Origin of the sequence: Salinicoccus sesuvii, from assembly GCF_042648145.1 — a bacterium.
Lineage (GTDB): Bacteria > Bacillota > Bacilli > Staphylococcales > Salinicoccaceae > Salinicoccus > Salinicoccus sesuvii.
This window is the reverse complement of the sequence record NZ_JBHRWV010000007.1, coordinates 61,867-74,839: the sequence shown is the minus strand read 5'-3', so window position 1 is coordinate 74,839 and position 12,973 is coordinate 61,867. Positions and strand designations below refer to the sequence as shown.

Sequence of the window (12,973 nt, the reverse complement as noted above, 5' to 3'; positions counted from 1 at the left end):
TCTATCAATAATATTCATTAGCATCTCTAAGCTGATCTAGCCCTTGGTCGAGCAAGTCTCGATCGGATGCTGAAATGCCGGTTCCAATTGTATTTAAAGCGCCAAGAATATCTTCATTCGCAAGTTCTATGGCACTATGTTGCCGGTTAAGATAGTCATCCAGTTCCACTTTGGCAACGTCATCGCGATACGTTTCGATCGCTTCAGTTAGATTTTCTGATATATCTCCATATGCATCTTCCATGGAGGATAGGTCTTCTTTATCTGCATTATCCGCAAGGAGGGTATCGAGCTCGGAAAGACCCTCTTGCATCGCTTGTGAATAATCAGTGACGGTTTCGACATAAGCGTCTATATCCGGATTACTAATGACAGACTGTATTTTAGAAATGTCATCTTCCAGTGCTTGCAGACGCTGTGTGTTCTTCTGAAGCGTGACCTCCTCGGTCTGGAGGATACTCTGCAGCTCCTCGTTGCGGTCATTCGCACTGGCAAGTTCTTCTTCAACTGATGGGGACCCGCAAGCACTTAAACCAAGTGCAATAAGGGGGACATATATTATGCGTTTCATATTCTCAATCTCCTGTATCTCATTGTATTATTTTATCATGTTATATTAAAACATGATATCCATTTGCAATACATCATTCTTTGAATGACACCTATTATTTTTTTATTTTAAGTTCATTATATGCTTTACTGAAATTTCCACGGATTTGATGTAATATATATTTGAAAGGTGGAGTGGATGTATATGATAAAATTTGATAAAGTTAATACTTTGATTGAAAAGAACAATCTTGATGCCCTACTTATAATGAGCGACTATAATCGCCGTTATCTCACAGGTTTCACAGGCTCGAGTGGTGCAGTGGTCATCACAAAGGAGAACAGGTATCTGATATCAGATTTCAGATATAAGGCCCAAGCAGTAAAACAAGCAGACGAGTTCGAGTTTGTGTTGCAGAATAAGGGTCTGCTCGATTTCATCACCGAATTTTTCGAAGAGAAAAAACTGCGTACTATAGGATTTGAAGGTCAACACGTAAACTACAATACCTATGAGCAACTAGACAGCCGATTCAATCTAGTGCCGATGACTAATGAAGTTGAAACCATCCGTATGTACAAAACATCCGAAGAAGTCTCACTCATCAGGAAAGCGTGTGAGATCGCGGATGAAACATATGACCACATACTTAAGTTTATCAAGCCTGGTCAGACTGAACTTGAAGTCAGAAACGAACTGGAAAGTCACATGCGTAAGCTTGGTGCAGAAGGATCGAGCTTTGATATCATCGTAGCCAGCGGCTACCGTGGTGCTTTGCCACACGGTGTTGCGTCGGATAAGAAGATTGAGTCTGGCGACATGGTGACAATCGACTTCGGTGCCTATTATAACGGCTATGCTTCCGATATCACACGTTCGTTCGGCGTCGGCTCTGTAACCGAAGAAATGGAAAAGGTGCACGGTATTGTGTTAACATCACAATTGGCCGCATTGGAGAAAGTGAAAAGCGGAATGACTGGCAAAGAGGCGGATGCTATTGCCCGTGATATAATTACAGAGCATGGATATGGAGAGTGTTTTGGTCACTCACTTGGACATGGACTCGGACTTGAAGTTCATGAAATGCCCGGACTTTCGAAAGCGAGCGACACGATTCTTGAGAAGGATATGTGTATCACAGTTGAACCAGGCATATATATCGACGGCGTCGGCGGTGTCCGTATTGAAGACGACTGCATTGTTACGGAAAGTGGACTCGAGAAGCTATCCAACAGTAGCAAAGAACTTTTCATCATCTGATTTTACCAGTGTAGAACTAGGAGGAATAATATGATTTCAGTTAATGATTTTAAAACAGGACTTACAGTAGAAGTAGATAATGGCATCTGGAGAGTTGTGGAATTTCAACACGTCAAGCCGGGCAAAGGCGCAGCATTTGTCAGGAGTAAACTAAGGAACCTGAGAACAGGTGCCATTCAGGAGAAGACTTTCCGCGCAGGTGAGAAGGTCGGTAGAGCTCAGATTGACAACAGGAAGATGCAGTATCTGTATGCTGATGGAGATACTCATGTGTTCATGGACAACAACACTTATGATCAAGTGGAGCTTCAAGCTTCAGCGCTCAAAGATGAATTGAAATATCTTCAGGAAAACATGAATGTTTCATTAATCATGTACGAAGGGGAAACACTTGGTGTCGAACTCCCGAAATCGGTCCAGCTGAGAGTCGTTGAAACAGAACCAGGCATCAAAGGTGATACTGCAAGTGGAGCGACCAAGTCGGCGACACTAGAAACCGGATTAGTACTTCAAGTGCCGCTTTTTGTAAACCAAGATGATGTACTGATTATAAGTACAGACGACGGAAGTTATGTATCCAGAGCATAGAAATAAAAGCAGATTTCGATCTGCTTTTATTTTTTCCTTGAATTGGTATGACCACTTGCGTAGAATGTAAGAGAGAAATTTTGAATGTTAAGGAGCAGTAGACATGAAACTGGAGTATATTGATGAACTGATAAGCAAAATGGAAAAGGCATCTTTGACAGAACTGTCATATAAGGACGGAGAAGTGGATATCGTGCTGAAGAGAGAAAGCACAAATGGGTTCCAACAAGCCGCCGCACCAGTCCAGGCCGCACCACAGTCTGTCCAGCCGGTACAGACCGAAGCTGCGCCAAAGGAGGAAGGAAAGGTCATTAAGGCACCGATGGTCGGAACTTTCTACAAGGCTTCGTCTCCAGAAGTAGACCCTTACGTCAAGGTCGGTGATAAGGTTGAAAATACAAGCGTAGTATGTATTCTGGAAGCAATGAAACTGTTCAATGAAATCCAGGCGGAAACTGCCGGTGAGATCACAGAAATTCTCGTCGAAGATGGAGAAATGGTTGAATACGACCAGCCATTGTTCAGAATACGATGATTAAAAAAATACTGATTGCAAACCGTGGAGAAATCGCCGTCCGAATCATCAGAGCGTGTACCGAACTTGATATAGAGTCGGTCAGCATCTATTCCGAAGCAGATGCCGACAGTCTTCATCGCAGACTTGCCACAGAATCATACTGCGTTGGTCCCAAACTGTCTAAAGATAGCTATCTTGATATGATCAGCATTATTACGATCGCCAAAAAAACCGGATGTGACGCTATCCATCCAGGATACGGCTTCTTGGCCGAAAATAGCGACTTCGCTGAAATGTGCGAAGCATCCAATCTCATTTTCATCGGTCCGATGCATGAGACGATTTCACTTATGGGTGTTAAGGATGTTGCAAAGGATACAATGAAAAAAGCAGGTGTACCGACCGTACCAGGTAGCGAAGGTGTAGTCGAATCCATTGAGGATGCAAAACAAATTGCTGACGAAATTGGATATCCTATCATCATCAAAGCAAGCTATGGCGGAGGTGGAAAAGGAATACGGGTTGCACGTGACGAGGCATCCCTCATCCAGAACTACAAAATGACTGAACAAGAGGCGGAGAGCGCCTTTGGCAACAAGAGTCTTTATATTGAAAAATATATAGAGAACTTCAGACATATTGAAATTCAGGTACTTGGAGATTATCACGGTAATGTTGTGCATCTGGGTGAGCGCGACTGTACCATCCAGCGACGTATGCAGAAACTGGTAGAGGAAGCACCGAGTCCGATCCTTTCTGATGAAAAGCGTAAAGAGATGGGCGAGACAGCGGTGACCGCCGCAAAGAGCATCGACTATATCGGTGCTGGTACTATTGAATTCATCTATGATCTCAACGAAGACCATTTCTACTTCATGGAGATGAACACGCGCATCCAAGTTGAGCATCCCGTGACAGAAATGATTACCGGTATTGACCTTGTCAAGATGCAGATTAGAGTCGCAAGAAGAGAAGCAATTCCTTTCAAACAGGAAGATATTGAATTTAAAGGTCATGCTGTTGAACTGCGGATAAACGCTGAAAATCCCTACAAGAACTTTATGCCATCTGCAGGCAAAATCAATGAGTTTATCACACCCGGTGGTTATGGTGTTAGACTCGATTCTGCATGTTACTCGGGATATGTCATTCCGCCGTACTATGATTCAATGATAGCCAAGCTGATTACATACGGAGATACGAGGGAAGAAGCCATTCTTACTGCACTCCGCGCACTTGGTGAATTTAAAATCGGTGGTGTAGATACGACGATTCCATTCCACTCGAACCTCCTACGCCATGAAGCATTCAGATCCAACAACTACAATACTAACTTCCTAGAAAATAATAGCATTATGAAGTAATGATAGGAAAGCGTGGAAAAGGGGCATCTCCATTGATGCCCTTTTTCTATGTTTTCATGTATTCGGAGTACCATCCATTTGGTTGACAATGATATTTGTACACCATAGTATTATACTCAACGGAAGGACGATTAAGGACTGGCATATACAGTTCCGATATGAATATAGGTTTCATGTTCAAGCTAGCTGAAACGTCGTCCAAATTCCAGCGAAATCATGATATAATGGACTGGCGAGGTGATGAACATGATAATTCAGGAAGACAAAGCAAATCTTGGAAAGATAGAGATATCACCGGAAGTACTTGAAGTGATCGCAAGCATTGCGGTGACTGAAACAGAAGGTGTACATGCATTACAGAACAACTTTGCAAGTGGTAATTTTGAGAAAATCGGCAAAAAGTATCGAGGCCGAGGGGTCAAAGTTGATACTAAAGACAACGAAGTAATGATTTCTATCTATGTTTCTCTGTCTACGAGCCGCAACATCCATGAAACTGCAGAATTGATCCAGAAAAATGTCGATCAGGCAATAAGGAATATGACGGATCATGATGTCAAAGAAGTCAATGTGCACATCGTTAATATTAAATAATAGAATAGTAGATGGGTGTTAATTAATGAACAGACACGAGCAACGAAAAAAAATATTCCAAATCATCTTCCAACAGGATCATGATCTGGTTACATTGGAAGAGACTGCGTTTTATGAAATATACAGGGATAATGAATATATCAGCCGGATTGTTGACTACTACGCTGACAATAGTGAATCAGTGGATGAAGACATCAGAAACCACCTTACTAACTACACGCTCGAAAGAATCCCTAAGGTGGAGCGTAATATCCTAAGAACAGCGATTTCAGAACTGCTTCATGGTGATTCCCCCCAGCGGGTCGTCATTAATGAAGCGATCCTGCTTGCCAAGCTCTATGGTGAGAAGGACAGCTTCCGTTTTGTTAATGGTGTCCTCAAAAACTTCATCACTGAAACGAGTGAGCCTTTAGATGGAGAACAATAAATACCTCTCTGTCGGTGCACTGACTAAATACCTTAAATATAAATTTGACCAAGACCCGTATTTGACACGGGTCTTTCTAAAAGGCGAGCTCTCCAACGTAAAACGTCACACTAGTGGACATATATTTTTTGCTATCAAGGATGAGCAATCCGTTGTGCGGGCAATCATGTTTTCGAGGAATACAGGTAGTTTAAACTTTAAACCGGAAGAAGGCCAGAGCGTGCTGATTGAAGGACGCGTCAGCGTTTTCGAGTCGAGTGGCCAGTATCAGATCTACGTGGAGAAGATGGAGATGGATGGCATCGGCCTCCTCTTTGAAAAGCTCGCGCAAGACAAAAGACAACTCGCTGAGAAAGGCTACTTTGATGTACGTCATAAAAAAGCGTTGCCACGTTACCCAAGGACCATCACAATCATCAGCTCCGAAACCGGAGCTGCAGTAAGAGATATGATTACGACACTCGAGAGGCGCTATCCTCTTGTCTCTGTGACAGTCATCAATACACTAATGCAGGGACCAAAAAGTCAGCAAGCGGTTATAGACAATCTGAGTTATGCAGATCAGCAGCAGAACGATATTATTATTCTTGCGCGCGGCGGGGGATCGATAGAGGATCTTTGGACCTTCAACGAAAAGAATGTAGCTCTTAAAATATTCGATATGTCGACGCCGGTTATCACTGGCATTGGTCACGAGACCGACACGACCTTGGTAGATTTCATTGCAGACGTTCGTGCAGCGACACCGACAGCTGCTGCAGAAATGGCAGTGCCGGACCAGCAGGATATACTTGAAAGGTTGCGACAATCTGAAAATCTTGTTTCCCGCAGGATCTTTCAGAAGCTCGATGTGGCCAGAAATCGACTAGACACACTAGGTACCTATTATAAGCTTAAGAATCCGGAACTTCTCTACGACCAACAAGTAGAAAAGCTTGTCAACCTGAAGGATTCACTGGACGATGGGATTTATGATGTCATCAAAGACAGCAGTTATCGGCTCTCGTCTATGAAAGAGAGCATAAAGTACAACACTCCAGCTCCTGAAATAAGAAGATCAACAGAGATGCTTATGGATCGCAGAAACGGCCTGGACCGTGCGATGCGAATAAAAACCATTGATGCAAAGAAGATGCTTACTCGAATGATTGAAAGTCTCAATACGCTGAGCCCGACCAACGTACTTTTGCGTGGCTATTCGTTCACTACGCACAACGGCAAACTCGTCAAGGATTCGCGCCAGCTCGAAGTAGGAGATGAAGTTCATTCGACGTTTGCCGAAGGCAACATCGTATCAAAAGTGACAGAGGTGAATCATGATGGCAGAAACTGAAAATCAAACATTTGAAGAGAAAATGAAACAGCTAGAGCTAATTGTCAAGCAGCTCGACGAAGACGAAGTCTCTCTCGAATCATCACTCGAGCTTTACCAAAAAGGTGTCGAGTTAACTGCAGAATGCGAAAAAATACTAAAAAATGCAGAACTGAAAGTTGAAACATTAAACCGTAAGGGAGCAGAGGATGAATAATAATATGCAAAATTATCTTGAAAAGACCGAATCTTGCATACTTCGACACCTTGAACAGAATCATGTTTCAGACACTATTCTTAAATCGAGTAGCTATTCAATTGAAGCAGGTGGAAAGCGGTTCCGCCCTTATCTCCTATTTTCGACGCTAAGTGCTCTTGGGCACGATCCATTAAAAGGTGTACAAACAGCAGCAGCAATCGAAATGATTCATACCTACTCATTAATCCACGATGACCTGCCTGCAATGGATGATGACGACTACCGTCGTGGTAGACTGACCAATCACAAAGTATATGGTGAAGCCGCGGCCATTCTTGCAGGAGACACTCTTTTAACAGAAAGTTTCAGTATCGTGGCTGCTGATGTGTCGCTGCCTGCTGAAAAGCGTATCGCACTAGTCAGTCAAATTGCCTCGAAGTCTGGGTTTAACGGAATGATCGGGGGACAGATGCTGGATATAGAAGCAGAAGGCCAAGAGATCAGTCTTTCAGAGCTTGAGAATATCCATCAGTATAAAACTGGAAAGTTAATTGTTCTCCCTGTGCAGTGTGCCTGTATAATCGCAGATGTCTCTGGTGATGTAACAAGACAACTAGTCAACTTTGCTGAAAAACTTGGTATTCTTTTTCAGATTAGAGACGATATTCTTGATGTAGAAGGTGATATCGCGATTACCGGCAAATCAGCGGGAAGTGATGAAAAGAATAATAAGACGACTTACGTCAGTACTTATGGACTCAAAGGTGCACATGAACAATTGGAAAAACTTGTTGAAAACGCTGAATTTATACTTAATGGTCTTGCCGAAGAAATTGAAACTAAAGAATTGCATAGTGTGCTGCAGAGGTTTGCAGTAAGAAATCAATGATAATTCATGGTCGTGAGTTATCATTTTTATTTTTGCCTAAATGATAAAAGTGGTATAATTAGCATTAGAAAATTTAAAGGTGGGTGCTATATGAATCTATATAGTATAGAAGACCCGTCATTTTTGAAGCAGAAAGATGATGAGGAACTAAAGGAACTGGCACAAGATGTAAGGGAGTTTTTGATTCATTCATGCTCGATTACAGGTGGTCATATTGGTGCCAATCTCGGCGTAGTGGAATTAACGATTGCCCTGCACAAGCATTTTGATTCACCGCAAGACCGACTTTTGTTCGACGTTGGACATCAGGCATATATTCATAAAATTCTCACCGGGCGCATAAGTGAGTTTGAAACACTCAGACAGTACAAAGGTTTATGTGGATTTCCAAAAATGCGCGAATCTGAGCACGATGTTTGGGAAGCAGGCCATTCATCTACTAGTCTTTCAGCGGCCATGGGCATCGCCAAGGCACGCGATATTAAAGGGGAAAACCATCATGTTATTCCGATTATTGGTGATGGGGCACTCACAGGTGGTATGGCTCTTGAAGCACTAAATCATATCGGATCGGATGGAACCGACATGACTATTATTCTGAACGATAATGAAATGAGTATTGCACCGAATGTTGGCGCAATGCATAATATGCTCGGCCGCATGCGAACAAATACACAGTATAATCGCGTTAAACACGATATAGAAGATTTCCTTAATCGTCTGCCTCAAGTAGGATCGAAGTTGAGGGATATGGCAGACAGGATAAAGGACAGCATGAAATATCTCGTAGTTGATGGCGTCTTTTTCGAAGAGCTTGGTATTAAGTATATCGGTCCAGTCGACGGGCATGATTTTTCTGCGCTCTCCAACGCAATACAAATCTCGAAAAGTCATAAAGGACCTGTGGTCATCCATGTCATCACTAAAAAAGGTAAAGGTTATCATCCGGCAGAGGACGACAAGCTTGGGAAATGGCATGGTCTCGGGCCATACAAAATAGATACCGGAGAAGTTCTAGGGAGCAAATCAAATCCCTCGTGGAGTGAATTTATGTCGAACAGCGTGCTTGCGCGTGCTGAAAAAGACGAGCGTATCGTTGCTCTGACACCAGCCATGCCAGTCGGCAGCAAGTTGACAAAATTCCAGAACACATTACCAGAAAGGTTTTTTGATGTCGGAATCGCTGAACAACATGCGGTCACCATGTCTGGTGGGCTTGCTGCGAGCGGTATGAGACCATATCTTGCAATTTATTCGACTTTTCTACAAAGGGGATATGACCAATTGCTTCATGATGTCGATCGCCAAAACTTGAATGTCTTCATAGGCATCGATAGGAGTGGGCTTGTTGGAGCAGATGGAGAAACACACCAAGGGGTTTTTGACATCAGTTTCATTTCTCCATTACCTAACATGACATTGATGATGCCAAAAGATGAGCTTGAAGCAGAGCAAATGATTGATTTGGCATTCAGTCACGAAGGTCCAGTGGCTTTGAGATATCCGCGCGGTAATATAAAAGGTGTAGAAGAGAGTACAAAAGAAAAACAGCTTAAGTACGGTCAGTGGGAGGAGCTTATCGAAGGCGATGACATGACGATCATTTCATTTGGCCCGACGCTTGACCTTGCCATAGATGCAGCCATTGCACTTAAAGAGAATGGAATCAGTGCCAGAGTTATCAATGCACGATTCATCAAACCAATGGATCAAAATATGCTTCAATCTCTAGGAATTAAAGGAAGTCCTATTCTTACGGTTGAAGAGTCCATGCTGACAGGCGGACTTGGTAGTATGATTGCAAGTTTTATGGCGGACCACGACTTCGCGGTTCCTATTAGAAGAATTGGCATTGGGGACGAGTATGTAGAACACGGTGACGTTAACAGACTGCTTGAAGATATTGGTATTACTACTGAGAACATTATTCTGCAAGCCAGAATATTACTGGAGCAGAATCATGAAAAAGAAATCAAGAATTGATATATATCTTCATGATCATTACAATCTCGGAACGTTAGAGGACATCAGACGTATAATTATGGCCGGCAAAGTACTGAACAACAACCAACCGGTTTATAAACCGTCCGAAACGATAGATATCTCTAAGACGGACATACGCTTTAAAAACATCAAACCGTATGTCTCGAGAGGTGGCGTCAAACTCGATTATGCTGTAAAAGCGTTCGGCATCGAACTCGATGGCAGTATCGTCACCGATATCGGAAGTTCGACGGGAGGGTTTACCGACTGCTCTCTACAGAAGGGAGCGATACATGTTTATGCAGTGGATGTAGGGACCAACCAGCTTGACTACAGATTGCGTACGGATTCAAGGGTGACAGTCATGGAGCAGACTAATTTCAAAAATACTGCACCCTCCGACTTCGCCCGAGTGCCTGATATTCTCACAATCGATGTATCCTTTACATCTATCGTCCCAATATTGAGGCATATCACGGAACTGTTTGAACATTGTTATGAAATTGTCGCCTTAATTAAACCCCAGTTTGAATCTTATTTGGAAGAACGTGAGGAGAGCGGCATCATAACTTCAAAATCGACACATGAGAATGTAATACACCGTGTGCTTGAAGCATGTACTGATATCGGACTTAGCTGCACAGGACTTGATAGATCGCCGATCACAGGAACTAAAGGAAATGTGGAGTATCTGCTTCATCTAAAATCTTGCGCTATTTCAGAATCCACGATAGAAGAAAAGGACATTCAGCAGCTCATCTATGGCTGATGTCCTTTTTTTATGTTGCAGTCTTTCATTTTATGATATCATATGTATAAATATACAAAAGGGGTACAAGAGGAGGAGCATCATGTCAAATAAATCAATTCGACAGATCAAAATCAGAGAAATCATCACAAATAGCAAGGTTGAAACACAAGAAGACTTGGTCGAAAGGCTGAATGAATACAACTTCAATGTGACTCAGGCTACAGTCTCCCGTGATATCAAAGAACTGCAACTTATCAAGGTCCCAACACCGAGCGGTTCATATGTTTATAGTATGCCGAAAGATCGCAAATTTCATCCGCTCGAGAAGCTTGGAAGGTATCTGATGGACAGTTTTGTTAAACTAGATTATACAGATAACCTTTTAGTACTGAAGACACTGCCTGGGAATGCGCAGTCCATTGGTGCAATTATAGACCAATTAGAATGGGAAGAGGTTGTCGGCACGATATGCGGCGACGATACGTGTCTCATGATATGTCGCAGTGAGGATGCACAAAATGAGATTAGGGACCGGATATTTAATCTGATCTAAATTGGAGTGTTTAATTTGCTGATACGTCTGAAAATCAAGAATCTAGCTGTACTAAAAGATATAGAACTCGATTTCGATAGTGGACTGACCGTCATTTCCGGAGAGTCAGGTGCCGGTAAATCTATGATCATCGAAGCCATAAGATACCTCTACGGGAAACGAGCTTCAATTGAGGATATCAGATATGAAACTGAAGGTGCACTTATTGAAGGTGTGTTCGACTTTCCAGAATCGGAGACAATCCGAGCACTACTCGCACAAAACGATATCGAAGAAGACGAGCTTTATATAGTAAAAAGGGAAGTCATGCAAAATCGCAAGAGCATCATTAAAATCAATTCGCGCATGATTACTCTCGGGGCGCTTAAAGACATTATGGATGAGGTCGTGAGTATCCACTCTCAGTCCTCACAGTCGGAGGCTCTGGAGCACAGCAAGCATATTCTATATCTAGACCGTTACATTGATATACCGGATAAGTCATCGTATGGAAAATATCAGGAGAGTTTTGAGGAATTTAAAGCACTCGAGACAAGAATTAAAGAGCTTGAGTACAAAGATAAAAACCGTGTTCAGCAGCTCCAAATGTTCCAGCATCAGTACGAAGAGCTTGAAAACATGGACCTCGTACATGATGAAGAGGAAAAACTCGAAGAAGAAATTAGCTATCTCGACAACTTTGAAAAAATCAGTAACACATTATCTTCAATCCAATCGCAACTCAGTTCGGAATATGCACCACAAAATGTACTTTATGACATTCACAGTCATATTGAAACACTCTCCAATTTTGATGAAAATTATAAAGAGTATGGAGATATAATACTAGAAGCCTATCATACACTGGATGAACTGAGCAGTAGGGTGGGAAGCGACCTTTCTACACTCGATTATGATGAACAAAGCCTGAACGCAAAGCAGTTACGATTGTCAGACATCAATTCTCTGAAAAGAAAATACAATAAGACCCTTGATGAACTGATAGAATATAGGACAACTCTTGCAGAGGATATTGAGCAACTCGGTAATATATCTCAATCTTTCGAAGCACTACAGAATAGACGTTCGCAGGCGCAAAAACGTATGGAAAATTATGCTAAAGATCTACACACCTTTAGGCTCGAACAGAAACATTTTCTTGAAAATAGAATCAAGAAGGAACTGAACGACCTCGATATGCCAGGTGCAGATTTTGAAATTAGTGTACGAGAAGGAGCGTTCGACTCATATGGATATTCCGATGTCGAATTTCTCATTTCTACGAATGCAGGGGAACCGCTCAAATCGATGAACCGCATTGCCTCAGGGGGAGAAATTGCACGTGTTATGCTTGCTCTGCGAACAATCTTCACCGAATCAGATGCGCAGAGTCTACTTATTCTCGACGAAATCGACACAGGTGTCAGTGGTCTTGTTGCTACACGTATGGCTGAAAAAATGCAATTGTTGTCTAAATCAAGACAAGTCATCTCAATTTCGCATTTGCCGCAAGCTGCAGCTCTTGCAGATCACCATCTCTATGTATCGAAGAAAACGTCAGCTCAACGGACTTCATCTGCTGCAGCATATCTGAACGCAGAAGATCACGTATATGAAATTGCAAGGATGCTCAGTGGTTCCGATATTACAGAAGCAGCACTAGAAAATGCAAAAACATTGATTCAAGCCAAAAATAGAGAGCCGAACTAAGTTCGGCTCTCTATTTTTCTTTATCTTCTTCTGCCTTCTTCGATTGTGTCATGAGCTCTTCTTGCATTTTTTTCTGGCGCTGTTCGCGGTGCAATATATAACCCCCGATAAACCAGACGCCTGCAACGGTTAACAGAAGACCAATGATGAACTGTACAACAGTGAGGGTGAAGGGGTCATTAACGATGCCGAAGACACTGTCCCTCATATATTTTATACCAAGCCCTGCCAGAAATACTGGAATGACCAATATGGCAAGCGCAATAATTTTTTTCATAGTATCACCCTGAGTATATA

At 42.5% G+C, this 12,973-nt stretch carries 15 protein-coding genes; 13 read left to right on the top strand and 2 right to left on the bottom strand.

Going from position 1 to position 12,973, the window contains the following annotated elements:
• Positions 1 to 4 precede the first annotated feature (4 nt).
• Entirely contained in the window at positions 5 to 571 is a 567-nt protein-coding gene (locus ACFOJ8_RS06080; RefSeq protein WP_380654026.1) for a hypothetical protein, read from the bottom strand.
• Positions 572 to 754: 183 nt separating this feature from the next.
• On the opposite strand from ACFOJ8_RS06080, the gene ACFOJ8_RS06075 reads away from it, so the two are divergent.
• The 13 genes from ACFOJ8_RS06075 to recN all read left to right on the top strand — a co-directional run bounded on the left by ACFOJ8_RS06075 (position 755) and on the right by recN (position 12,676).
• A complete protein-coding gene (locus tag ACFOJ8_RS06075) occupies positions 755 to 1,810 on the top strand; it encodes a M24 family metallopeptidase (RefSeq protein ID WP_380654023.1) in 1,056 nt (351 codons plus the stop codon).
• Positions 1,811 to 1,840: 30 nt separating this feature from the next.
• Entirely contained in the window at positions 1,841 to 2,398 is a 558-nt protein-coding gene (gene efp, locus ACFOJ8_RS06070; RefSeq protein ID WP_380654020.1) for an elongation factor P, read from the top strand.
• Positions 2,399 to 2,501: 103 nt separating this feature from the next.
• Positions 2,502 to 2,933: an acetyl-CoA carboxylase biotin carboxyl carrier protein gene (gene accB / locus ACFOJ8_RS06065; protein WP_380654018.1), complete on the top strand. Its 432-nt coding sequence runs from the start codon at positions 2,502 to 2,504 to the stop codon at positions 2,931 to 2,933.
• Positions 2,933 to 4,279: an acetyl-CoA carboxylase biotin carboxylase subunit gene (gene accC / locus ACFOJ8_RS06060; protein ID WP_380657045.1), complete on the top strand. Its 1,347-nt coding sequence runs from the start codon at positions 2,933 to 2,935 to the stop codon at positions 4,277 to 4,279. The genes accB and accC overlap by 1 nt, the downstream gene beginning before the upstream one ends.
• 246 nt (positions 4,280 to 4,525) lie before the next feature.
• Entirely contained in the window at positions 4,526 to 4,873 is a 348-nt protein-coding gene (locus ACFOJ8_RS06055) for an Asp23/Gls24 family envelope stress response protein (protein WP_380659898.1), read from the top strand.
• 25 nt (positions 4,874 to 4,898) lie between these two features.
• Positions 4,899 to 5,300 (top strand): transcription antitermination factor NusB, encoded by a 402-nt coding sequence (gene nusB / locus ACFOJ8_RS06050; RefSeq protein WP_380654012.1) that lies wholly within the window; start codon positions 4,899 to 4,901, stop codon positions 5,298 to 5,300.
• Positions 5,287 to 6,633, top strand: coding sequence for an exodeoxyribonuclease VII large subunit (gene xseA / locus ACFOJ8_RS06045; RefSeq protein ID WP_380654010.1), 1,347 nt, complete (start codon positions 5,287 to 5,289; stop codon positions 6,631 to 6,633). Before nusB ends, xseA begins: the two co-directional genes overlap by 14 nt.
• Positions 6,620 to 6,829 (top strand): exodeoxyribonuclease VII small subunit, encoded by a 210-nt coding sequence (xseB, locus tag ACFOJ8_RS06040; RefSeq protein ID WP_380654007.1) that lies wholly within the window; start codon positions 6,620 to 6,622, stop codon positions 6,827 to 6,829. The genes xseA and xseB overlap by 14 nt, the downstream gene beginning before the upstream one ends.
• A 4-nt stretch (positions 6,830 to 6,833) precedes the next feature.
• Positions 6,834 to 7,700 carry a polyprenyl synthetase family protein gene (locus tag ACFOJ8_RS06035; RefSeq protein WP_380654004.1) on the top strand — a complete coding sequence of 289 codons (867 nt, stop codon included), beginning with the start codon at positions 6,834 to 6,836 and terminating at the stop codon, positions 7,698 to 7,700.
• A 90-nt stretch (positions 7,701 to 7,790) separates the two neighbouring features.
• A complete protein-coding gene (gene dxs, locus ACFOJ8_RS06030) occupies positions 7,791 to 9,683 on the top strand; it encodes a 1-deoxy-D-xylulose-5-phosphate synthase (protein WP_380654002.1) in 1,893 nt (630 codons plus the stop codon).
• Positions 9,661 to 10,452: a TlyA family RNA methyltransferase gene (locus tag ACFOJ8_RS06025; protein ID WP_380653999.1), complete on the top strand. Its 792-nt coding sequence runs from the start codon at positions 9,661 to 9,663 to the stop codon at positions 10,450 to 10,452. Before dxs ends, ACFOJ8_RS06025 begins: the two co-directional genes overlap by 23 nt.
• A gap of 82 nt (positions 10,453 to 10,534) precedes the next feature.
• Complete coding sequence (gene ahrC / locus ACFOJ8_RS06020; protein WP_145286201.1) at positions 10,535 to 10,987, top strand: transcriptional regulator AhrC/ArgR; 453 nt, start codon at positions 10,535 to 10,537, stop codon at positions 10,985 to 10,987.
• A gap of 15 nt (positions 10,988 to 11,002) precedes the next feature.
• Positions 11,003 to 12,676 carry a DNA repair protein RecN gene (gene recN / locus ACFOJ8_RS06015; RefSeq protein ID WP_380659897.1) on the top strand — a complete coding sequence of 558 codons (1,674 nt, stop codon included), beginning with the start codon at positions 11,003 to 11,005 and terminating at the stop codon, positions 12,674 to 12,676.
• A 10-nt stretch (positions 12,677 to 12,686) separates the two neighbouring features.
• On the opposite strand, the gene ACFOJ8_RS06010 is transcribed toward recN, so the two are convergent.
• Positions 12,687 to 12,953, bottom strand: coding sequence for a DUF2627 domain-containing protein (locus tag ACFOJ8_RS06010; RefSeq protein ID WP_380653994.1), 267 nt, complete (start codon positions 12,951 to 12,953; stop codon positions 12,687 to 12,689).
• Positions 12,954 to 12,973 lie beyond the last annotated feature (20 nt).

What these genes read in the sequence shown, in the direction of transcription:
- ACFOJ8_RS06080 (WP_380654026.1), bottom strand. Translation starts at nt 571, where the DNA reads ATGAAACGCATAATATATGTCCCCCTTATTGCACTTGGTTTAAGTGCT.
- ACFOJ8_RS06075 (WP_380654023.1), top strand. Translation starts at nt 755, where the DNA reads ATGATAAAATTTGATAAAGTTAATACTTTGATTGAAAAGAACAATCTT.
- efp (WP_380654020.1), top strand. Translation starts at nt 1,841, where the DNA reads ATGATTTCAGTTAATGATTTTAAAACAGGACTTACAGTAGAAGTAGAT.
- accB (WP_380654018.1), top strand. Translation starts at nt 2,502, where the DNA reads ATGAAACTGGAGTATATTGATGAACTGATAAGCAAAATGGAAAAGGCA.
- ACFOJ8_RS06055 (WP_380659898.1), top strand. Translation starts at nt 4,526, where the DNA reads ATGATAATTCAGGAAGACAAAGCAAATCTTGGAAAGATAGAGATATCA.
- nusB (WP_380654012.1), top strand. Translation starts at nt 4,899, where the DNA reads ATGAACAGACACGAGCAACGAAAAAAAATATTCCAAATCATCTTCCAA.
- xseA (WP_380654010.1), top strand. Translation starts at nt 5,287, where the DNA reads ATGGAGAACAATAAATACCTCTCTGTCGGTGCACTGACTAAATACCTT.
- xseB (WP_380654007.1), top strand. Translation starts at nt 6,620, where the DNA reads ATGGCAGAAACTGAAAATCAAACATTTGAAGAGAAAATGAAACAGCTA.
- ACFOJ8_RS06035 (WP_380654004.1), top strand. Translation starts at nt 6,834, where the DNA reads ATGCAAAATTATCTTGAAAAGACCGAATCTTGCATACTTCGACACCTT.
- dxs (WP_380654002.1), top strand. Translation starts at nt 7,791, where the DNA reads ATGAATCTATATAGTATAGAAGACCCGTCATTTTTGAAGCAGAAAGAT.
- ACFOJ8_RS06025 (WP_380653999.1), top strand. Translation starts at nt 9,661, where the DNA reads ATGAAAAAGAAATCAAGAATTGATATATATCTTCATGATCATTACAAT.
- ahrC (WP_145286201.1), top strand. Translation starts at nt 10,535, where the DNA reads ATGTCAAATAAATCAATTCGACAGATCAAAATCAGAGAAATCATCACA.
- ACFOJ8_RS06010 (WP_380653994.1), bottom strand. Translation starts at nt 12,953, where the DNA reads ATGAAAAAAATTATTGCGCTTGCCATATTGGTCATTCCAGTATTTCTG.